This is a genomic window from Frigidibacter sp. ROC022, from assembly GCF_024723735.1.
GTDB lineage: Bacteria > Pseudomonadota > Alphaproteobacteria > Rhodobacterales > Rhodobacteraceae > SLM-1.
Genome location: NZ_JANQDU010000001.1, coordinates 157718 through 178249 on the forward strand (window position 1 = coordinate 157718; position 20532 = coordinate 178249).

Genomic DNA, 20532 nt, shown 5'->3' on the forward strand with positions numbered 1-20532 from the left:
TGCCCGGCGCCCGGCACGGGCGCGGCAATGACGGCAGAGAGCGCCGTAGGCCCGCGGCCCGCGGGCCCGCGCCGCAGGGTGGCCCTTGCGCTTGGCGCCGGGCTGCTGGCGGCCCTGGGCCACCCGCCGTTCTCGGCGCTCTGGGCGGCGCTGCCGGGGCTGGCGCTGGCCGTCTGGCTGTTCGATCGCGCCGCGACGCCGCGGCGGGCCGGCTGGACGCTCTGGTGGGTCGGGCTGGGATATTTCGGCCTGGCGCTCAGCTGGATCGTGCAGCCCTTCTTCGTCGATCCGGCCCGGCATGGCTGGATGGCGCCTTTCGCCATCGTGTTCATGGCCGGCGGTCTGGCGCTGTTCTGGGGGCTGGCGGCGGTGCTGGCCTGGTGGCTGGGCGGCGACAGCCGGCCGCGCCGCCGCTGGGCGCTGGTCCTGGCCCTGACCGGGTCCGAACTCCTGCGCGGCTACATCTTCACCGGCTTCCCCTGGGCGACGATCGGCCATGTCTGGATCGGCTGGCCGGGGATGCAGGCCGCCGCCTGGGTCGGGGCAGGGGGGCTCAGCCTGCTGGCCCTCAGCGTGGCGGCGCTGGCCGCCTCGGCCCGGCTTCCCGGCCTCGTCGCGGCACTGGCGCTGGCGGGCGGCGTCACCGGCTTGGGCTTCTGGCGCCAGGCCCAGCCGCTGCCCCCCGATGCCGGCCCGGTGGTGCGGCTGGTGCAGCCCGACATCCCCCAGTCGCTGAAATGGGACGCCGAGACCGCCGCCAATACCTTCGACACCCTGCTGGCCCTGACCGCGGCCCCGGCCGACTCCTCGGCGCCGCCGCCGGATGTGGTGATCTGGCCGGAAACCGCCTTGCCCTATCTGCTCGACGGCGCCGGGCCGCTTCTGGAGCAGGCCCGGGGGGCCTCGGGTGATGCCCGCCTGCTGATCGGCGCGATCCGGGTCGAGGGCTCGCGGGGCTTCAACTCGCTGGTCGAGATCGAGCCGGGCGGTGTGCCGGGCGCGATCTACGACAAGCACCATCTGGTGCCCTTCGGGGAATATGTGCCGCTCGACTTCGTGCTGGGCTGGGTCGGTCTCTCCGCGATGACCGCGCAGGAAGGCTTCGGCTATACGCCCGGCCCCGGCGCGCGGGTGCTGGACCTCGGCAAGCTGGGCCGGATGCTGCCGCTGATCTGCTACGAGGCGATCTTTCCGCAGGACATCCTCTCGGCCCCCGAACGGCCCGACTGGCTGTTGCAGATCACCAATGACGCCTGGTTCGGCACCTTCTCGGGCCCCTATCAGCACCTGGCCCAGGCCCGGCTGCGGGCGGTGGAGTTCGGCCTGCCGCTGATCCGGGTCGCCAATACCGGGGTCTCGGCGGTGATCGACGCGCATGGCGGCATCCGCGCCAGCCTGCCGCTCGGCCGGCGCGGCCATCTCGACGCGCCGCTGCCGGCGCCGCTGCCCCCGACGCCCTATGCCCGGACCGGGGACTGGCCGCTGGCGGTCCTTGTCTTGCTGGCCCTGGCGGGGCTGGGCCTGACCCGGCGCCGATTATCCGATTGACCCTGCCCCGGGCGGCATTTACCCAGTCCGGACATCGTCACAACGGCTTCCTGGCGTGGCGAGAGGTATCAACGGAGCGATTCATGTCTCGAGCGAACTACATTTTCACCTCCGAGAGCGTCTCGGAGGGGCATCCCGACAAGGTGTGCGATCGGATTTCCGACGCGGTGCTGGACGCCTTGCTGACCGAAGAGCCCGAGGCACGTGTCGCCTGCGAAACCTTCGCCACCACCAACCGCGTGGTGATCGGCGGCGAGGTCGGCCTGTCCGACCAGGACAAGCTGCACGACTACATGGGCCGGATCGACCAGATCGCCCGCGACTGCATCCGCGACATCGGCTACGAGCAGGACAAGTTCCACTGGAACACCGTCGAGGTGACCAACCTGCTGCACGAACAGTCGGCGCATATCGCCCAGGGCGTCAACGCCTCGGGCAACAAGGACGAGGGCGCCGGCGACCAGGGGATCATGTTCGGCTATGCCACCGACGAGACCGAGGCGCTGATGCCGGCGCCGGTCCAGTATGCCCATGCGATCCTGCGGCGCCTGGCCGAGGTCCGCAAATCGGGCCAGGAACCGGACCTGCGCCCGGACGCCAAGTCGCAACTCTCGCTGCGCTATGTCGACGGCAGGCCGGTCGAGGTGAGCTCGATCGTGCTCTCGACCCAGCACGCGCATGAGGGCCAGAGCTCGGCCGACATCCGTGCCATCGTCGAGCCGCATATCCGCGACGTGCTGCCCGAGGGCTGGCTGACCGCCGACACCGAATGGTGGGTGAACCCGACCGGCACCTTCGTCATCGGCGGCCCCGACGGCGACGCCGGCCTGACCGGCCGCAAGATCATCGTCGACACCTACGGCGGCGCGGCCCCGCATGGCGGCGGCGCCTTCTCGGGCAAGGACCCCACCAAGGTCGACCGCTCGGCCGCCTATGCCGCCCGCTATCTGGCCAAGAACGTCGTCGCCGCCGGGCTGGCCAGACGTTGCCTGATCCAGGTCTCCTACGCGATCGGCGTCGCCAAGCCGCTGTCGATCTATGTCGATGACTACGGCACCGGCGACGTGGAATCGGCGGCGATCGAGGCCGCGATCCCCAAGGTCATGGATCTGACCCCGCGCGGCATCCGCGAGCATCTGGAACTGAACAAGCCGATCTACCAGCGCACCGCGGCCTATGGCCATTTCGGCCGCCAGCCCGAGGCCGACGGCGGTTTCTCCTGGGAGCGGACCGACCTTGCCGAGGCGCTGAAGAAGGCGATCTGAACCGGGGCGGGCAGGCGGCTTCGGCCCTGCCTGCCCGTTCCGGCCGCGGTCCGGCTTGACCCGGGCGCCCGCGAAAGGCATCAGCGCCGATGATGAAACCCACCGAGAACACCCACCGGAACTTCTACGGACGCCGCGCCGGCAAGACCCTGCGCCCGACCCAGAAGGCGCATCTGGCCGAAGACCTCGCCGCGCTCTCGCCCGGCGCCGTCAGCCTGGCCGAGAACCCGGAACGGCGGCCGCTCGACCTTGCCGCGCGCTTCGGCCCCCGCCCGGTCTGGGTCGAGATCGGCTTTGGCGGCGGCGAACACATGGTTCACCAGGCGGCCCGCAACCCCGAGGTCGCGGTGATCGGCTGCGAGCCCTTCATCAACGGCGTGGCGATGCTGCTGGGCAAGATCCGCAAGGCCGGGGTGAGCAATGTCGCGGTCTATCCCGGCGATGCCCGCGATCTGTTCGACGTGCTGCCGGCCGGATCGGTGGCGCGGGCCTTCCTGCTCTATCCCGACCCCTGGCCGAAACGCCGGCATCATCAGCGCCGCTTCGTCAACCAGAGCCATCTGGCGCCGCTGGTCGAGGTGCTGGCGCCGGGGGCCGAGTTCCGGATCGCCACCGATATTCCCGATTACACCCGGCAGGCGCTGATCGAGGTGCCGAAGGCCGGCTTCGTGCTCGAAAGCCACTCGGGCACCGCCTGGGAGGACTGGATATCGACCCGCTACGAACAGAAGGCGCTGCGCGAAGGCCGGACGCCCGAATATCTGACCTTCCGCAAGCCCTGAGGGCGGAGCCTCCGGCGGGAAATTTGAAAGATGAAGCGGGCCCGGCCGCCGGGTCAGAGCGGTTTCTTGTAGCCGATATGCGACGGCACCATGCCGGCCTGTTCGTAGAAGGCCTGGGCGCGGCCACGGCTGGCGTTGCTGGTCAGTTGCAGCAGGCTGCAGCCGGCGGCGCGGGCCCGCGCCTCGGCTTCGGCCATCAGCGCCGCGCCGATGCCGTGGCCGCGCAGATCGGCGGCGACCCGGACGCTCTCGATCTGGGCGCGCCGCGCCGCCCGCAGCGACAGGCCGGCAATCACGGTGAACTGGAAGGTGGCGACGATCCGGCCCGTCGCGTCCTCGCCCACCACCAGCCGGTTTCGCGGGTCGGCGGCCATCTCGTCGAAGGCGGCCAGATAGGTCTCGGGCCCGGCGGTCTCGCGCCCGGCGCCCAGGGCGTCGTCGCGCAGCAGTGCCACCACCGCCGGGACATCGGCGCGGCGGGCATCGCGGAACCGCAGGGTCATCGCGCCGCGCTCAGGAAGGCCCGGATCAGCCCGGCGTCCTTGACCCCCGGCGCGGTCTCGACCCCGCTCGAGACATCGACCTGCTTTGCCCCGGTCAGCCGGATCGCCTCGGCGACATTGTCGGGCGTCAGCCCGCCTGCCAGCATCCAGGGCCGGGGCCAGCGCCGGGCCGAGATCAGCCGCCAGTCGAAGGCGACCCCGTTGCCGCCGGGCAGGGCGCCGCCCTTCGGGCGCTTGGCATCGACCAGGATCTGGTCGGCGACCTTCAGATGCGCGTCCAGCAGCGGCAGGTCATCCTCGGAGGCGATGCCCACCGCCTTCATCACCGGCAGCCCGTAGCGCTCCCGGATTTCGGCCACCCGCTCGGGCGACTCGCGGCCATGGAGTTGCAGCATGTCCAGCGGCACCCGGTCGAGGATCGCATCCAGCGTCGCGTCGTCGGCATCGACGGTCAGCGCGACCTTGGCGATGCCCGGCGGCACGTCGATGGCCAGCAGCTGGGCCTGTTCCGGGGTCAGGTGGCGCGGCGACCTGGCAAAGAAGACGAAGCCGACATAGGCCGCACCGGCCTGTACCGCCGCCTCGACATGCGCCGGTTCGCGCAGCCCGCAGATTTTGACCCGTGTCGCCATGCCGCAGCCCTAGCGCCCCGGTCGCCGGGGTTCAAGCGCCATTCCGGCCGCTCCCGCAGGCCCGCTCAGGTCTTGGCGGGGCCGTCCAGCAGGGCCAGGATCTCGTCGCCCTTGTCCGCCTCGGTGCCCTTGATCCGCTCGACCTCGCGCTTCAGCTTGACGGCCTCGCGGCTCTTCCGGTCGGCGGTGGCGCGGTATTTGTGCTCGCGCAGCCACTCCCAGACGAAACCGATGGCGACCCCGGCGATGATCGCGCCGAAGATGACCAGGAACAGCGGCAGCTCGATCACCCGGCCCCAGGGCAGCAGCCCGGCCAGGTCGTCGGGCATCAGCCGCAGGGTGACGGGATCGCGGTTGGCGAAGGCGATGGTGACCAGGACAAGGCCCAGACCCAGAAGGAAGGCGTAACGGATGTATCGCATGATGCGGGCAGTCTACCCGCCGTTCAGCTGGTCCCGCAATGCCTTGCCGGTCTTAAAGAACGGCACATGCTTCTCTTCGACCCGGACGCTTTCGCCGGTGCGCGGATTGCGGCCGATCCGGCCGTCGCGTTTCTTGACCGAGAATGCCCCGAAGCCCCGCAGTTCGACGCGGTCGCCCCGCGCCATGGCCTCGATGATCTGATCGAATATCGTGCTTACAATTCGTTCCACATCACGCTGAAACAGATGTGGATTGGCGTCGGCGATCTTCTGAACCAGTTCTGACCGGATCATCCAGCGACTCCCCATCCCTCTTGTCACCCGATCATGGCAGCGCCGGGCCTCGAGGCGACTATAGGCGCAAACATTGCGTTCATGAAAGTTCTAACACGGCGATAATCACGACTTTTTTGTCGCTTTCGCAAGCGTCTAGGCGTTTCCGGCCCGGCCGGGACCCGGCTTTGCGCGGGAATCCGGGGTCGCTGCGCAGCAGCAATCGCGGCGGGTCCGGGCTGATTCGGAGCGTCTTTTTCGCCCCGGATCGGTGCCGGTCGCGACCCCGCCGGACAGGAAAAGGGCCCGCCGGTCCTGCGACCGGCGAGCCCCCGATGTTTCCGATCGCGCCGCGATCAGTCCTTGTCGCCGCCCTTCAACGCCGCGCCAAGGATGTCGCCCAGCGAGGCGCCCGAATCGGACGAGCCATACTGTTCGACGGCTTCCTTCTCTTCGGCGATCTCGCGGGCCTTGATCGACAGGCCCAGCTTGCGGGCCTTGGAATCGACATTGGTGACCCGGACATCGACATGGTCGCCGACGCCGAACCGCTCCGGCCGCTGCTCGGAACGGTCGCGCGACAGGTCCGAGCGCCGGATGAAGGACTTCATGCCCTCGTATTCGACCTCGATGCCGCCGTCCTCGATCTTGGTCACCGTCACGGTGATCACCGATCCGCGCTTCACGTCGCCGATCGCATCGGCGAACTTGTCGCCGCCCAGGGCCTTGATCGACAGCGAGATGCGTTCCTTCTCGACATCGACCTCGGTGACCACGGCCTTGACCACGTCGTTCTTGTGGTAGTGCTGGATCGCATCCTCGCCGCGCTCGTCCCAGGACAGGTCGCTGAGGTGGACCATGCCGTCGATGTCGCCGTTGAGGCCGATGAACAGACCGAATTCGGTGATGTTCTTGACCTCGCCCTCGACCTCGGTGCCCTCGGGATGCGTTTCCGCGAAGACTTCCCAGGGGTTGCGCATGGTCTGCTTCAGGCCCAGCGACACCCGCCGCTTGGCGCCGTCGATCTCCAGCACCATGACTTCGACTTCCTGCGAGGTCGAGACGATCTTGCCGGGATGGACGTTCTTCTTGGTCCAGGACATTTCCGAAACGTGGACCAGGCCTTCGACGCCCGGCTCCAGTTCCACGAAGGCACCGTAGTCGGTGATGTTCGTGACCCGGCCGGTATGCACCGACTCGATCGGATAGTTCTTCTCGACCGAATCCCAGGGATCGTCCTGCAGCTGCTTCATGCCGAGGCTGATGCGATGGGTTTCCTTGTTGATCTTGATGACCTGAACCTTGATGGTCTCGCCGATCGACAGGATTTCCGACGGGTGGTTGACCCGGCGCCAGGCCATGTCGGTGACGTGCAGCAGGCCGTCGACACCGCCGAGATCGACGAAGGCGCCGTATTCGGTGATGTTCTTGACCACGCCGTCCACCGCCTGACCCTCGGCCAGGTTGCTGATGACCTCGGCGCGCTGTTCGGCGCGGCTCTCTTCCAGGATGGCGCGGCGCGAGACCACGATGTTGCCGCGGCGACGGTCCATCTTGAGGATCTGGAACGGCTGCTTCAGACCCATCAGCGGGCCGGCATCGCGCACCGGGCGCACATCGACCTGCGACCCGGGCAGGAAGGCCACGGCGCCGCCGAGATCGACGGTGAAGCCGCCCTTGACCCGGCCGAAGATCGCGCCTTCGACCCGCTCTTCCTTCTCGTAGGCTTTCTCCAGCCGATCCCAGGCTTCTTCCCGGCGCGCCATCTCGCGGCTGATGACGGCTTCGCCACGCGCGTTCTCGACGTTGCGCAGGAAGACCTCGACCTCGTCGCCGACCGAGATGTCGGGCTGTTCACCGGGGTTTGCGAATTCCTTGAGCTCGACGCGGCCTTCCATCTTGTAGCCGACGTCGATGATGGCCTGGCCCGCCTCGATGGCGATGACCTTGCCCTTGACGACGCTGCCTTCTTGCGGCGTGTCGATTTCGAAGCTTTCGTTCAGGAGGGCTTCGAACTCCTCCATGGTTGCTTTAGCGCACATGCGTAGGTTGGTTCCTTTTGATGCGTTTACTGGCCATGCGGTTGGCTCCGCCGGTCTTTGGGTTTGGTCCCTTGCCGCGCCGCCGTCGGGTCTGCCCAAAGCAATAAGGGCCGGACGCTGCCGACCCTGCCTGAGTTCTCCGACGACGGGCTCTCGCGGCCCGTTCGACAGGGCGCTCTATAAGGCGGAACGCGCTGGCTGGCAAGGCGATTGCGCCGACCGGCGGGCCGGGTGCTTGATCGCCGGGCCGGGGAGGGGCAGGCTGCGGCTGCGGAGGAGGGCCGCCATGACGCTGTTCGAAACCATCGCCCGGGGCCCGGTCTGGGTCATGGTCTGGCTGAACTGGATGCTGGTCGGTGTCGTCCTGCTGCCCGCCCTGCTGCTGATCTGGCGCCCCAGCCGGCGCGCCGGCCTGCTGACCCTGCTCGGTGCCGTGGCCGGTGGCGCCGCCGTCACGCTGATGTATCAGCGGATGGGCTATGTGCGGCTGCTGGGCCTGCCGCATCTGGTCTTCTGGACGCCGCTCGCGGCCTATCTCTTCGCCCGGCTCCGCAGGCCGGGGCTGCCGAAACTGCCGCGCCGGATCATGGCGGTGACGCTGGCGACGATCCTGATCTCGCTGGCCTTCGACTATGCCGATGTGCTGCGCTACCTGCTGGGAGAGCGCGGCCCGATGGTCCCGACGGCGCCCGGCTGAACCGCCGCCTCAGATCATCAGCTGGCCGCCGTTCACCTGCAGTTCCTGGCCGATCACATAGGCCGAGAGGCCGGGCGAGGCGAGGAACAGATAGGCGCCGACGCAGTCCTCGGCGCTGCCCAGCCGCCCGGCGGGGACCGAGGCCGCGACATCGGCCAGCTGTCCGGGCAGCGCGAACCGATCCTGGAACGGGGTCTCGATCACGCCGGGCGCCACCGCGTTGACCCGGATGCCGAAGGGCGCCAGCTCCTTGGCCATGCCGCGGGTGACATTGGCGACAAAGGCCTTGGACGAGCCGTAGAGTCCGGCCCCGCCGCTGGCGCCGTTGCGCCCCGCGATCGAGGTGGTGTTGATGATGAAGCCTGAATTGCCGCCCGCCGCGGCCGCCTTCAGATGCGGGATCGCGGCGCGGCTGGCCACCACGACCGAGCGCGCGTTCAGATCCATGACCGCCGCGTAATCCTCGATGCCGGCCTCGGCGTAATCCACCCGCCGCACCATCGAGCCGGCATTGTTGATCAGCCCGTCCAGCCGGCCCAGCCCCGTCGCCGCCTCCTCGACCGCCGCCGCCAGCGCCTCGGGGTCCGCCGCGTCGGCGCGGATCAGCCGCACCGTGCCGCCCGCCGCCTCGATCCCGGCCGCGACCGCCTCGGCCGCCGCCCCGGAGCTGTTGTAATGCAGCCCGACCTTCGCCCCCTGCGCCGCGAAGCCGCGCGCCAGTGCCGCGCCGATCCCCGTCGATGCGCCGGTGATCAGCACCGCCCGACCCTCCAGATCCGGAATCCTCAGCATCCTGTTCCTCCGCTTTACCTGTCAAATATCCTGGGGGTCCGGGGGCAAGGCCCCCGGGGCCGAAGGCAGGGCCCGGAGCACCGCTTCCGAGGCCCGCGCAACCGCCTCGTCGATCGTCATTTCCGAAGTGTCCAGCACAAGCGCCCCTTCCGCCGCCCGCAACGGCGACACCGCCCGCTCGCTGTCGCGCCGGTCGCGGGCCTCGACATCGGCCAGCACCTCGGCCAGGTCGCCGCCCAGCTCGCGCCAGCGCCGTTCGGCCCGGACCTGCGGCGAGGCGGTGACGAAGAGCTTCACCTCGGCCTCGGGGCAGATCACCGTGCCGATGTCGCGCCCGTCCAGCACCGCGCCGCCGTCCTGCCGCGCGAAGCGGCGCTGGAACTCGGTGAGCGCGGCCCGCACCTCGGGGATCGCCGCCACCTTGCTGGCCGCCTGGCCGGCCGCATTGCTGCGCAGCCCGGGCCGTTCCAGATCGGCCTCGCTCAGCCCCCGCGCCGCCGCCACCGGATCGCCGCCCTTGGCGGCCACCGCGCGATAGAGTAGCCCGGTATCCAGGTGCCGCAGCCCGAAGCGCACCGCCAGCGCCCGTGCCACCGTGCCCTTGCCGGCCGCCGCCGGCCCGTCGATTGCCACCGTGAATGCCATTGATCCGCGTCCCAGCCCTGTCGGGGGCTTGTCCCCGATCGTCCCGATGCTGTCAAACCGCGGCACCGGGCGCACTCCGGTAAGGTTTCGTTAACCATACTCGGGCCATTTTTCGAAAGTGCGGACTTTTCAATGGGTTGGACCCCCGTCCCCATGGGGACGCCCGGAAATCGCCGCTCAATCCCGCGAAATTGCCGCGCCCAGCCCGGTCATCAGCGGCTCGAACACCGGGAAGGAGGTGGCGATCGGGCTGCCGTCATCCAGCGATACCGGCGCCCGCGTGGCCAGCCCCAGCACCAGGAAGCTCATCGCGATCCGGTGGTCCAGATGGGTGACGCAGCGCGCCCCGCCCGGCACCGCCCCGGCGCCCATGCCGTGCACCGTCATCGTGTCCTCGGTCTCGTCCACCGAGACGCCGCAGGCCCGCAACCCGACCGCCATCGCGTCGATCCGGTCGCTCTCCTTGACCCGCAGTTCCCTGACCCCGCGCATCACGGTGCTGCCCTCGGCAAAGCTCGCCACCACCGACAGCACCGGGAATTCGTCGATCATCGACGCCGCGCGCTCCGGCGGCACCTCGACGCCTTTCAGCTCCGAGTACCGCACCCGCAGATCCGCCACCGGCTCGCCGCCCTCCTCGCGCGGGTTTTCGAAGGCGATGTCGGCGCCCATTTCCAGCAGCGTGACGTAAAGCCCGTCGCGCGTCGCGTTGCGGCTGACCCCCGGCACGGTGATCTCGGAACCTTCGACGATCAGCGCGGCGCAGACCGGGAACGCCGCCGAAGAGGGATCGCGCGGCACCGCCACCTTCTGCGGTCGCAACTCGGGCTGTCCGGTCAGGGTGATCAGGTTGCCCTCGTCCGTCTTCTCCACCGTGACCTCGGCGCCGAAACCGCGCAGCATCCGCTCGGTATGGTCGCGGGTCGGGTCGGGTTCGATCACCCGGGTCTGGCCCGGCGCGTTCAGCCCCGCCAGCAGCACGGCCGATTTCACCTGCGCCGAAGGCACCGTCATACGGAAGGTCACCGGCACCGGATCGGCGGCGCCGATCAGGGTCAGCGGCAGCCGTCCCTTCGAGCGGCCATGCGCCCGGGCGCCGAACAGCGCCAGCGGATCGGTGATCCGGCCCATCGGGCGTTTGCGCAGGCTGGCGTCACCGGTGAAGGTCGCGGCGATCGGCGTCGTCGCCATCGCCCCCATCACCAGCCGCACCCCGGTGCCGGAATTGCCGAAGTCGATCACGTCCTCGGGTTCCGAGAATCCGCCGACCCCGACGCCATGCACGCTCCAGTCGCCCGGTCCCAGCCTGGTGACCTCGGCCCCGAAGGCACGCATGGCCTTGGCAGTGTCGAGAACGTCCTCGCCTTCCAGTAGCCCGGTGATCCGCGTCTCGCCGACGGTCAGGGCGCCGAAGATCAGCGAGCGGTGGCTGATCGACTTGTCGCCGGGCACCGCCGCCTCTCCGGTCAGCGGGCCGGAGGCGCGGGCGGTCATCGGGATCGGCTGGCCGTGGGCGGACATCTGGACATCTCCGTTCGGGGTGCGGTCTGGGTTCTAGCGGCGGGCCGGGGCGGGGTCCATGGGCAATGGTACCGTCCCCTGATCCGCCACGACCGGACCCCGGGGCCGGATTGCGCCCGCCGGTCAGGCATCCTACCTTGGCCTCCAACAGGAGGACTGCGATGCGGCTGTTTGTCGGCCTTGGAAACCCCGGCGGGCAATATGCCCGCAACCGGCACAATGTCGGCTTCATGGCGGTTGACCGGATCGCCGAGGATCACGGGTTCGCGCCCTGGCGGAGCCGCTTTCAGGGGCTGCTTGCCGAGGGGATGCTGGGCGATTCCAAGGTGGTGCTGCTCAAGCCGCAGACCTTCATGAATCTCTCGGGCCAGTCGGTCGGCGAGGCGATGCGGTTCTGGAAGCTGGCCCCGAACGAGGTGACGGTCTTTCACGACGAGCTTGACCTGTCCCCTGGCAAGGTGCGGGTCAAGACCGGCGGTGGCCATGCCGGGCACAACGGGCTGCGCTCGATCCATGCCCATATCGGAGACGCCTATCACCGGGTCCGGATCGGCATCGGCCATCCCGGCCACAAGGATCGGGTCGCGGGCTATGTGCTGTCGGATTTCGCCAAGGCCGAGGCCGAGGGGCTGGACGACCTGCTGCGCGGCATCTCGGACGGCGCAAAGGCGCTGGCCCTGGGCGAGACCGGCAAGTTCCTGAACGCGGTCAGCCTGCGGACCGCGCCGCCGCGTTCGGGGACCGGAACCGGCGGCGGCAAGGGCAAGCCGGGCGCGGCGGCGAAACCGGCCGCAAAGCCGGAGCCGAAACCCGAACCGGAGCAGAAATCCGAACCGGAGCCCGACACCCGCTCGGCCCTGCAAAAGCTGGCGGACCGGTTCCGATGAGCCTGGCCGCGGCGCTGGAAGGTCAGGCCCGGGCCTGCGACGAGCTCGGCTCCCCCTTCACGGCGCGGCTCTGCCGGTCATTGGCGCGGGTGATCCGGCCCGGAACGGCGCTGACCGACCGGCTGCTGGGCTGGGCGGGCGATCTGGGCGGCAGTGGCGATTCGGTACCGTTGCGGCTGACCGGGGCGCTGCATGCGCTGGTCCTTCAGGGAAGCGATGCCGGGCTGACGGCGGTCTATCCGCCGCGCGAGGCCGGAGATGCGGCGCTGGACCGGGCGGTGGCCGGGGCGCTGGCACGCCATGCCGGGTTCATCGACCGCTTCATCGACTCGCCGCCACAGACCAACGAGGTCGGCCGCTCGGCGGTGCTGATCGCGGCCGGGCATTTCCTGGCGGCGCGGTTCGGCCTGCCGATGGCGCTGTCGGAACTCGGGGCCAGCGCCGGGCTGAACCTGAACTGGGACCGCTACGCGCTGCGGCTGGGCGATGCCCGCCTTGGTCCGCGCGATGCGGCGCTGGAACTGACGCCCGAGCGCCGCGGCGGCCTGCCGCCCGAAGCCGCGCCCGAGGTGATCGAACGGCGCGGGGTGGATCTCAACCCGATCGACCTGGGTGACCCGGCGCAGCGGCTGCGGCTGCAGGCCTATGTCTGGCCCGATCAGCCGGCACGGCTGGACCGGCTGCGCCGGGCGCTGGCACTGCCGCCGGCGCCGCTGGATCGGGGCGACGCCGCCGCCTGGCTGGAGGCGCGGCTGGCCGGAACCGGTCCGGGCCGGCTGCACCTGGTCTATCACACCATCGCCTGGCAGTATTTCCCGGCCGAGACCCGGGCCGCCTGTTCGGCGGCGCTGGAGGCGGCGGGGGCGCGGGCGACGGCGCAGGCGCCCCTGGCGCATCTGGCAATGGAGGCCGACCAGGACGGTCCCGGCGCCGGGCTGACGCTGCGGTTCTGGGCCGGGCAGGGGCCGATCACGATCCCGCTGGGTCGGGCCGATTTCCACGGCCGCTGGCTGGACTGGCAGCCGCAGACCGGGGCATGATGGCGCCATGAGTCATGACATGGACCCCAGCCTGAACGTGCTTGGCGAACCGCTCGAACCCTGTTCGGGCAAGCCCCTGACCGGCTATTTTCGCGATGCCCATTGCAACACCTGTGCCGAGGATGCCGGCAGCCACACCGTCTGCGCGGTGATGACGGCCGAATTCCTGGCCTATTCCAAATATGTCGGCAACGATCTGACCACGCCGCGCCCCGAACTGGGCTTTCCGGGGCTGAAGCCCGGCGACCGCTGGTGCCTCTGCGCCGGCCGGTTCCTGCAGGCCCATGACGAAGGCTGCGCCCCGGCGGTCTGTCTGGAAGCCACCCATGCCCGCGCCACCGAGATCGTGCCCTTCGAGGTGCTCGAGGCCAATTCGGCCCCGGTTCAGGGCAGCGGCTCGGCGCGGCCCCGGTAACGGCTGAGCAGTTCCTCGGGGATCTGTTCGTCGCCATAGACCCCCTGCAGGATGCCCCGGCGCCGCGATGCGCCGCGGCGGGCCACGATCTCGGCATCCGAGATCGCGGTGCGCTGCGACATCCGCCGCGCCCAGGCGAAGAGCAGGTCATAGAGCTGCGCGATGGTCCCGGCCCGGGCCGGGTCGGCGCCGAGATCGTGCAGCTCGTCGGGGTCGTTGGCCAGATCGAACAGCATCGGCCGGAAGCCGCCCTCGGCATGCATCAGCTTCCAGTCCCGGGTGGCGACCATGAACAGGCGGCAGTCGCGCGGTTCCAGCCCCAGCTTGACCGCCACCGGGGTGCCCGAGAAATCGTATTCGCTGATCGCCGCCTGGCGCCAGTCCTCGGGCGTCTCGCCGCGCAGCCAGGGCCGCAGAGAGCGGCCTTCCAGGATATGCGAGGGCGGCGTGCCCCCGGCCCAGTCGACGAAGGTCGGGGCCAGGTCGATCGCCTCGACCAGGGCGTCGCAGGTCTGGCCGCGGGTGGCGTCGGCCTCGGGGCGCGGGTCCATGATGATCAGTGGCACCCGGGCCGAGGCATCGTGGAACAGGTCCTTCTCTCCCATCCAGTGATCGCCCAGGTAGTCGCCGTGATCCGAGGTCAGGACGATGATCGTCTGCTCGGCGCGGCCGGTCTCTTCCAGCCAGTCCAGCAGCCGCCCGAGCTGGTCGTCGCATTGCGCGATCAGGCCCATGTAGGCGGGGATCACCGTTTCCCGCACCTCGTCGCGCGAGAAGGCCTGTCCGATCTGCCCCGACATGAAGGCGTCGTAGACCGGGTGCGGGTTCTCGCGCTCGCTCTCGGCCCGGACCGGGGGCGGCACGTCCTCGGGGCCGTAGAGGTCGTGATAGGGCGCCGGGACGATATAGGGCCAATGCGGCTTGATGTAGCTGAGATGGCAGAGCCAGGGGCTGTCGCCCTGCGCCTCGATGAACTGCATCGCCTGTCCGGTCAGCCAGGGCGTCTCGCTGTCCTCCTCGCGGATATGCGCGGGTTTGCGGGCGTTCTGCATCAGGAAGCCCGAGGCGACCTCGCCATCGGTCGCGGCGGCATTGGCATTGTCGTGCCAGGGGTTGCCGGACCGGTAGCCGCGCGACTTGAGATATTCGTTGTAGGGCGAGCGGCGGCTGTCGTAGAAACCGTCCGGCCCCTCGGCCCAGAGCCCGTCGTCGCGGGCCCAGATGTCGAAGCCGCATTCCGCGACCCGGGCCCCGATGACCCCGTCGCGGGAAATCCCCAGCCGGTCCATGCCGGCCAGGTCGGCCTGCATATGGGTCTTGCCGACCAGCCAGCAGCCCATGCCCAGCGGGCGCAGGTGGTCGCCCAGGGTCTGCTCGCCGACCTTCAGCGGATAGTTGTTCCAGCTGGCGCCGTGGCTCGATGTATAGCGGCCGGTATAGCTGCTCATCCGGCTGGCGCCGCAGACCGGCGACTGGACATAGGCGCGGGTGAAGCGCAGGCCCCGTGCCGCAAGCCGGTCGAAATTCGGGGTCTTGAGGCTGGGGTGACCGGCGCAGCCCAGGTAGTCGTGCCGGAGCTGGTCATACATGATGTAGAGGATGTTCATGCGCATTTGTCGCCCGGCGGCGGAAGCGATGCAAGCGCGGCGGGCAGGGGGCTGTCCGCCCCCTCTGCGCCTGCGGCGCATTCACCCCCGAGGATATTTCCGCGGTGAAGCGGCAGAGCGGCCCGGGAACCGGGCGCCATGGTCTTTACCGAGGCGGTCCGAGCCGCTACACCGCGCCGGTCAGGGGAGCGCTTTGCATGGCCGACGAACTATTCAACTCTTTCATGAACGGTCCCGACGAGCGGGGCCGGTTCGGGCAATTCGGCGGGCGCTTCGTCTCGGAAACGCTGATGCCGCTGATTCTGGCGCTGGAGGCGGAATACGAGAAGGCCAAGACCGACCCGACCTTCTGGGCCGAGATGGACGATCTGTGGAAGCATTACGTCGGCCGGCCCAGCCCGCTCTACCATGCCGAGCGGCTGACCCGGCACCTGGGCGGCGCCAAGATCTATCTCAAGCGCGACGAGCTGAACCACACCGGCGCGCACAAGATCAACAACGTGCTGGGCCAGATCATCCTGGCCCGCCGGATGGGCAAGACGAGGATCATCGCCGAGACCGGGGCCGGGCAGCATGGCGTGGCCACCGCCACGGTCTGCGCCAAGTTCGGGCTGAAATGCGTCGTCTACATGGGCGCCCATGATGTCGAACGGCAGGCGCCGAACGTGTTCCGGATGCGGCTGCTGGGCGCCGAGGTCCATGCCGTCACCTCGGGGCGCGGCACCCTGAAGGACGCGATGAACGACGCGCTGCGCGACTGGGTGACCAATGTCCGCGACACCTTCTATTGCATCGGCACCGTGGCCGGGCCGCATCCCTATCCGGCGATGGTGCGCGATTTCCAGTCGATCATCGGCAAGGAGGTGCGCTGGCAGCTGGCCGAGCAGGAGGGCGAGGGCCGCCTGCCCGATACGGTGATCGCGGCGATCGGCGGCGGCTCGAACGCGATGGGCCTGTTCCATCCCTTCCTCGACGATGCCTCGGTGCGGATCATCGGGGTCGAGGCCGGCGGCAAGGGCGTCAACGACCGCTACGAGCATTGCGCCAGCCTGACCGGCGGCCGGCCCGGCGTGCTGCATGGCAACAAGACCTATCTGCTGCAGGATGCAGACGGGCAGATCCTGGAAGGCTTCTCGATCTCGGCGGGGCTCGACTACCCCGGCATCGGGCCCGAGCACGCCTGGCTGCGCGACATCGGCCGCGCCGAATATGTGGCGATCACCGATGCCGAGGCGCTGGAGGCGTTCCAGCTCTCCTGCAAGCTGGAGGGGATCATCCCGGCCCTGGAGCCGAGCCACGCGCTGGCGCATGTGATGAAGATCGCGCCCGACCTGCCGAAGGACCACATCATCGTGATGAACATGTGCGGCCGGGGCGACAAGGACATCTTCACCGTGGCCAAGCATCTCGGCTTCGACATGAAGCTCTGATCGGGGCGCGGTTCGGGCTCCGGCAGGATATAGACCTCGGGTTTATGGCCGCTGGCCCGGGGTTTATGGACCGGCGCCTAAACCCTGGCCCAATGGACCGGCAGCGCGGCCCATGGTCGCCTGATCGCGCCACCACGTCCCGTCGGTGGTGATCCAACGATCAGAGAAAGGTCCAGACCCATGAAACGCACCATCCCCACGGTCGCCGCGCTGCTCATCGCCTCCGGGCTGTCGTTCGGCCTGGCTTCGGGCGTTGCCCATGCCGATGTCACCGATGCGGTGATCGCCGAGCTGCAGGCGCAGGGCTATAGGCATATCGAGATACGCCGGACGGCCACGCGGCTCAGGGTCGAGGCGATCCTGGACGGCACCAGGATCGAGCGGCTGATCGACCGCGAGACGGGCGCCGTCCTGAAGGTGGAAACGGTCCGGATCGGGACCGAGGAGCCGGGCGCGGTCGGGGCCGGAGACAACCGCAACGGCGGCGATGATGACAGCGACGACGATGTCGGCGATGATGACGACGACGATGGATCGGACAGCGCCGGCGACGATGATGACGACGGCAGCGATGACGACAGTGATGACGACGGCGGTAGCGACGATGATGGCGGCGATGACGACGGCGACGACGACTGAACCGTCGCGGGATGACGGCAGGCGGCTGGCGCGAACCGCGCCGGCCGGCAGGGCCGTGCCCGTGCCGATGTCGAGATGAAGCGCAGGGCATTCCTTCTGTCCGCGGCTGCCGGCCTGGTCCCGGCCGGGATGGCCCTGGGCGCCAGTTTTACCGATCAGATCGTGGCGCAGCTTCGGGCGCAGGGCTATCGCCAGATCAAGGTGGCGCGCACCTTGCTGGGCCGGGTGCGGATCACCGCGATCTCGTCCCGGCACCGCCGCGAAATCATCTTCAACCCGCGCAGCGGGGAAATCCTGCGCGATTACTGGGAGTCGCTCGGGGACAGCGACGATCACGGCGACATGCTGATCAATCCGGAACATGACGGCGGCGCGGACGGCGGCAGCGGCGACGATGGGCACGACGACGGGGACGATGGCGGTGGCGATGGCGGTGGCGACGACGGATCGGACGATGGCGAGGATGACCGCGAGGACGATCCGTCCGACGACAATGAGACCGAAGACCGTGAGACCGAACACGAGTCCGAGGACGAAGATCACGGCGATGACCACGAAGATGACACGGAAGATGACTGATCCCCGTCCCGTGCCCGCCGCGGCCCCGGATCGGGGCTGACCACGGCATGGGAGGACGCTGGACAGTCACTCTGATCCTCGCCGTGCAGGCGATCTGCGCGGTGTTCTTCGTCTCGGACATCCTGATGACGGTGATCGGGGTGCGGACCCATCCGATTGCCTGGCAGACCCGCGAACTGCTGGAACTGGGGGCGGCGATCGGGCTGATCCTGGGCGTGGTGCTGGGCGCGGTGGCGCTGGCCCGGACCCGGCGGCTGCATGCCCGGGCCGAGGCGCGGCTGCAGGCAGCCTCCTCGGCCTTCATGGACCTGCTCGACCAGCGTTTCGCCGACTGGGGGCTGACGCCGGCCGAGTCCGATGTGGCGCTGTTCGCGATCAAGGGGTTGTCGACGGCCGAGATCGCCGCGCTGCGGGCCACTTCGGAGGGCACGGTGAAGGCGCAGACCAACGCGATCTACCGCAAGGCCGGGGTCAGCGGTCGGCCGCAGTTGCTGTCACTGTTTCTCGACGACCTGATCGAGCTGCGCCCGGCGGCACCGCAGCAGGGGAATGGCTGACCAAGCGGTGGAAAGGCATCTGTTCCAGCGGTTTCAGGATGCCCGTGATCGGGGTCATGGTCTTTCCGCGGACAGGCGGAGAGAGCATCCGGCGCAGAGCCTGGTGATCCCCGACGGTTCGCCGCCGGGGCTGATGGATCATCCGGCGGCCGATGTCCTTCATGCAGGGTAGCACGGCTACAGCGTGGTCCGCATCCGGTGCCCCGGCGCATAGGTCAGGTCCACCGTGGTCAGCGCGTGTTCTCCGTCGCGGGTGGTGCGGCGGATCCCGAACACCGCCGCCCCGACCGAGGTCTGCAGCGCCCGCGCCTCGATGACGCTGGCGGCATGGGCGCCGAAGCTGATCTCGCCGCCGGTATAGGGGATGTGCTCGAGCAGCCATTCGTTCGGGCTGGTCTCGTCGAACGGCGCCTCGGAAAGGCCCGGAAGATCGGGGTCGATCCAGCGGTCTTCGACCACATAGGGGCGATCTCCGGCCAGATGCAGGGCCAGCACGTTCAGCAGCGGGGTCCGGTCCGGCACCTGCATCCGGGCCTGGAACTCGGGAAGCGGCACCGCCAGACGCCGTTCCAGCAGCCGGTAGCCATAGGCCGCGCCGGTCGCCTCGATCTCGGCCCGGATCACCGGGATTTCCAGCCGCGCCTGCTCGACCGGATGCAGCGCCACCCGGGTGCCGCCCTTGCGGCGCCGGTCCAGAAGCCCGGCCGCGGCCAGGTCCTGCAGGGCCCGGTTCACCGTCATCCGCGCACAACCGAAACTGGCGGCAAGCTCGACCTCGGTGGGGATCACGCTGCCCGGCGCCCATTCGCGGGAATGGATGCGGCGGCGCACCTCGTCGCGGATCGCCTGCCAGCTGCTGGCCGTGGGGCGCGGGGCGGTCTGGGTCATGCGGCTTCCCTCAATCGGCGCAGGGCCTGCCGGTAAGCCCCTGTAATGGCGTCGTGATCGTGGTGTCTTCTGGCCTGCACAAGATGCCGTCCGGCGGACCAGGTGTCACGAACCATCCGGTCGGACCCGGCGAAAATCCAGGCGTCGAGCAGGGTATCGCCCTGGAGGCCCTCGAGATCGGCATTGTCGGTGTCGAGCGCGACCAGATCGGCCCAGAGACCCGCCGCGATCCGTCCCGAGGCCCGCCCCGCCGCCTGGGCGCCGCCGGTACAGGCGGCTTCGAAGAGCCGCCGCCCGGTCGAGACCCGTGCCGTCGCCAGCGCCGCCCGGGAGCCGTCGCGCAGTCGCTGCGAATGGTCGAGACTGCGCAGTTCCTCGGTCAGGCCGATCCTCAGGTTGCTGTCCGAGCCGATCGCGATCCGCCCGCCGGCGCCCATCCAGCGCACGCCGTCGAATATCCCGTCGCCCAGATTGGCCTCGGTGATCGGGCAGAGCCCGGCGACCGCGCCGATGGCGGCCAGGCGCAGGGTCTCGTCCGGAGTCATCTGGGTGCAGTGGATCAGGCACCAGCGCGGATCGGGTCCGACATGCTCCAGCGTCCAGTCCACCGGGCGGGCGCCCCAGGCGGCTTCGACCTCGGCGACCTCGGCGCGCTGTTCGGCCAGATGCATGTGGATCGGACCGGCCGGGGCCAACCCGCCGAGGCCAGCGAAGGATTCGGGCGCGACGGCGCGCAGGCTGTGCGGCGCGACGCCCAGCACGGCATCGGCGGGCAGGGCGGCCAGCGCCGCGTCAGCCTGTTCGACCAGGGCCGCGAAACGGTCGATGTCATTGCCGAAACGCAGCTGTCCCGGCGCCAGCGGCCGCCGGTCGCAGCCACCGTGTTGGTAGAGCACCGGCAGCAGGGTCAGCCCGATGCCCGAGGTTTCGGCGGCGGCGGCGATCCGCTCGGACATCTCGCCCAGCCGGGCATAGGGCGCACCGCCGGGCCGGTGGTGCAGATAGTGGAACTCGACATTGGCGGCATAGCCCGCTTCCAGCATCTCCATCTGCACGAAGGCGGCGATGGCCTGAACCTGATCGGGGTCGAGCGCGTCGAGAAAGCGGAACATCAGCCGCCGCCAGGTCCAGAAACTGTCGCGCGGATCGGGGCCGCGCGCTTCGGTCAGCCCGGCCATGGCGCGCTGGAAGGCGTGGCTGTGGGCATTGGCCGGGGCGGGCAAGAGCAGCGGCACCCGAATCCCCTCGGCCGGGCTGTCGGGCGTGACCCGCGCGATCCGCCCCTCCGGGTCGATCTCGACCCGCACCGCGGCCTGCCAGCCCGTCGGGGTCAGCGCCGTTTCGGCCCAGATCACCTGCATTCCACCA

22 protein-coding genes and 1 riboswitch are annotated in these 20532 nt (G+C 69.5%); of the genes, 11 read left to right on the forward strand and 11 right to left on the reverse strand.

Annotation, left to right across the window (positions count from 1 at the left end; all coding sequences use genetic code 11):
• The first annotated feature begins 27 nt into the window (after nt 1-27).
• From lnt to trmB, 3 genes are all read left to right on the forward strand, one after another.
• A complete protein-coding gene (gene lnt, locus NUW50_RS00770) occupies nt 28-1548 on the forward strand; it encodes an apolipoprotein N-acyltransferase (RefSeq protein ID WP_258287143.1) in 1521 nt (506 codons plus the stop codon).
• Nucleotides 1549-1579: 31 nt separating this feature from the next.
• A riboswitch (SAM-SAH riboswitch) is annotated at nt 1580-1627 on the forward strand.
• Between the two features lie 4 nt (nt 1628-1631).
• Nucleotides 1632-2813: a methionine adenosyltransferase gene (gene metK / locus NUW50_RS00775; RefSeq protein WP_258287144.1), complete on the forward strand. Its 1182-nt coding sequence runs from the start codon at nt 1632-1634 to the stop codon at nt 2811-2813.
• An 89-nt stretch (nt 2814-2902) separates the two neighbouring features.
• On the forward strand, nt 2903-3595 hold the full coding sequence (gene trmB / locus NUW50_RS00780) for a tRNA (guanine(46)-N(7))-methyltransferase TrmB (protein WP_258287145.1): 693 nt from the start codon (nt 2903-2905) through the stop codon (nt 3593-3595).
• Nucleotides 3596-3648: 53 nt separating this feature from the next.
• Here the strand turns inward: trmB and NUW50_RS00785 are convergent, their stop codons facing one another.
• From NUW50_RS00785 to rpsA, 5 genes are all read right to left on the reverse strand, one after another.
• Complete coding sequence (locus tag NUW50_RS00785) at nt 3649-4098, reverse strand: GNAT family N-acetyltransferase (protein ID WP_258287146.1); 450 nt, start codon at nt 4096-4098, stop codon at nt 3649-3651.
• A complete protein-coding gene (locus tag NUW50_RS00790; RefSeq protein WP_258287147.1) occupies nt 4095-4730 on the reverse strand; it encodes a phosphoribosylanthranilate isomerase in 636 nt (211 codons plus the stop codon). Before NUW50_RS00790 ends, NUW50_RS00785 begins: the two co-directional genes overlap by 4 nt.
• A gap of 65 nt (nt 4731-4795) precedes the next feature.
• A complete protein-coding gene (locus NUW50_RS00795) occupies nt 4796-5152 on the reverse strand; it encodes a LapA family protein (RefSeq protein WP_258287148.1) in 357 nt (118 codons plus the stop codon).
• Nucleotides 5153-5164: 12 nt separating this feature from the next.
• A complete protein-coding gene (gene ihfB, locus NUW50_RS00800) occupies nt 5165-5446 on the reverse strand; it encodes an integration host factor subunit beta (protein ID WP_258287149.1) in 282 nt (93 codons plus the stop codon).
• Nucleotides 5447-5781: 335 nt separating this feature from the next.
• The gene (rpsA, locus tag NUW50_RS00805) at nt 5782-7467 is read right to left on the reverse strand and encodes a 30S ribosomal protein S1 (RefSeq protein WP_258287150.1); all 1686 of its coding nucleotides are present in this window, start codon (nt 7465-7467) and stop codon (nt 5782-5784) included.
• Between the two features lie 286 nt (nt 7468-7753).
• Between rpsA and NUW50_RS00810 the strand changes: the two genes are divergently transcribed.
• Nucleotides 7754-8164, forward strand: a complete 411-nt coding sequence (locus NUW50_RS00810; RefSeq protein WP_258287151.1) for a hypothetical protein — start codon at nt 7754-7756, stop codon at nt 8162-8164.
• A gap of 9 nt (nt 8165-8173) precedes the next feature.
• Here NUW50_RS00810 and NUW50_RS00815 read toward each other — a convergent pair whose 3' ends face one another.
• The 3 genes from NUW50_RS00815 to aroA all read right to left on the reverse strand — a co-directional run bounded on the left by NUW50_RS00815 (nt 8174) and on the right by aroA (nt 11122).
• Entirely contained in the window at nt 8174-8956 is a 783-nt protein-coding gene (locus tag NUW50_RS00815; RefSeq protein WP_258287152.1) for an SDR family NAD(P)-dependent oxidoreductase, read from the reverse strand.
• Nucleotides 8957-8977: 21 nt separating this feature from the next.
• Nucleotides 8978-9601, reverse strand: a complete 624-nt coding sequence (locus NUW50_RS00820) for a (d)CMP kinase (protein ID WP_258287153.1) — start codon at nt 9599-9601, stop codon at nt 8978-8980.
• A gap of 177 nt (nt 9602-9778) precedes the next feature.
• On the reverse strand, nt 9779-11122 hold the full coding sequence (aroA, locus tag NUW50_RS00825) for a 3-phosphoshikimate 1-carboxyvinyltransferase (protein WP_258287154.1): 1344 nt from the start codon (nt 11120-11122) through the stop codon (nt 9779-9781).
• A 161-nt stretch (nt 11123-11283) separates the two neighbouring features.
• Here aroA and pth point away from each other — a divergent pair, with 161 nt between their 5' ends.
• The 3 genes from pth to NUW50_RS00840 are packed head-to-tail and all read left to right on the forward strand — an operon-like array spanning nt 11284 to nt 13464.
• On the forward strand, nt 11284-12009 hold the full coding sequence (pth, locus tag NUW50_RS00830) for an aminoacyl-tRNA hydrolase (protein WP_258287155.1): 726 nt from the start codon (nt 11284-11286) through the stop codon (nt 12007-12009).
• Nucleotides 12006-13049: a DUF2332 domain-containing protein gene (locus tag NUW50_RS00835; RefSeq protein ID WP_258287156.1), complete on the forward strand. Its 1044-nt coding sequence runs from the start codon at nt 12006-12008 to the stop codon at nt 13047-13049. The genes pth and NUW50_RS00835 overlap by 4 nt, the downstream gene beginning before the upstream one ends.
• A gap of 7 nt (nt 13050-13056) precedes the next feature.
• Nucleotides 13057-13464 (forward strand): DUF2237 family protein, encoded by a 408-nt coding sequence (locus NUW50_RS00840; protein ID WP_258287157.1) that lies wholly within the window; start codon nt 13057-13059, stop codon nt 13462-13464.
• Here NUW50_RS00840 and NUW50_RS00845 read toward each other — a convergent pair.
• The gene (locus NUW50_RS00845; RefSeq protein WP_258288279.1) at nt 13434-15071 is read right to left on the reverse strand and encodes an alkaline phosphatase family protein; all 1638 of its coding nucleotides are present in this window, start codon (nt 15069-15071) and stop codon (nt 13434-13436) included. The genes NUW50_RS00840 and NUW50_RS00845 overlap by 31 nt on opposite strands.
• A 197-nt stretch (nt 15072-15268) precedes the next feature.
• Here NUW50_RS00845 and trpB point away from each other — a divergent pair, with 197 nt between their 5' ends.
• From trpB to NUW50_RS00865, 4 genes are all read left to right on the forward strand, one after another.
• A complete protein-coding gene (gene trpB, locus NUW50_RS00850) occupies nt 15269-16501 on the forward strand; it encodes a tryptophan synthase subunit beta (RefSeq protein WP_258287158.1) in 1233 nt (410 codons plus the stop codon).
• Between the two features lie 180 nt (nt 16502-16681).
• Nucleotides 16682-17140, forward strand: coding sequence for a PepSY domain-containing protein (locus NUW50_RS00855; protein WP_258287159.1), 459 nt, complete (start codon nt 16682-16684; stop codon nt 17138-17140).
• A gap of 75 nt (nt 17141-17215) precedes the next feature.
• The gene (locus NUW50_RS00860) at nt 17216-17719 is read left to right on the forward strand and encodes a PepSY domain-containing protein (RefSeq protein ID WP_258287160.1); all 504 of its coding nucleotides are present in this window, start codon (nt 17216-17218) and stop codon (nt 17717-17719) included.
• A gap of 47 nt (nt 17720-17766) precedes the next feature.
• On the forward strand, nt 17767-18276 hold the full coding sequence (locus tag NUW50_RS00865; RefSeq protein WP_258287161.1) for a helix-turn-helix transcriptional regulator: 510 nt from the start codon (nt 17767-17769) through the stop codon (nt 18274-18276).
• A gap of 177 nt (nt 18277-18453) precedes the next feature.
• Here the strand turns inward: NUW50_RS00865 and NUW50_RS00870 are convergent, their stop codons facing one another.
• Entirely contained in the window at nt 18454-19164 is a 711-nt protein-coding gene (locus NUW50_RS00870; protein ID WP_258287162.1) for a GntR family transcriptional regulator, read from the reverse strand.
• Nucleotides 19161-20525, reverse strand: a complete 1365-nt coding sequence (locus tag NUW50_RS00875) for a formimidoylglutamate deiminase (protein WP_258287163.1) — start codon at nt 20523-20525, stop codon at nt 19161-19163. Before NUW50_RS00875 ends, NUW50_RS00870 begins: the two co-directional genes overlap by 4 nt.
• Nucleotides 20526-20532 lie beyond the last annotated feature (7 nt).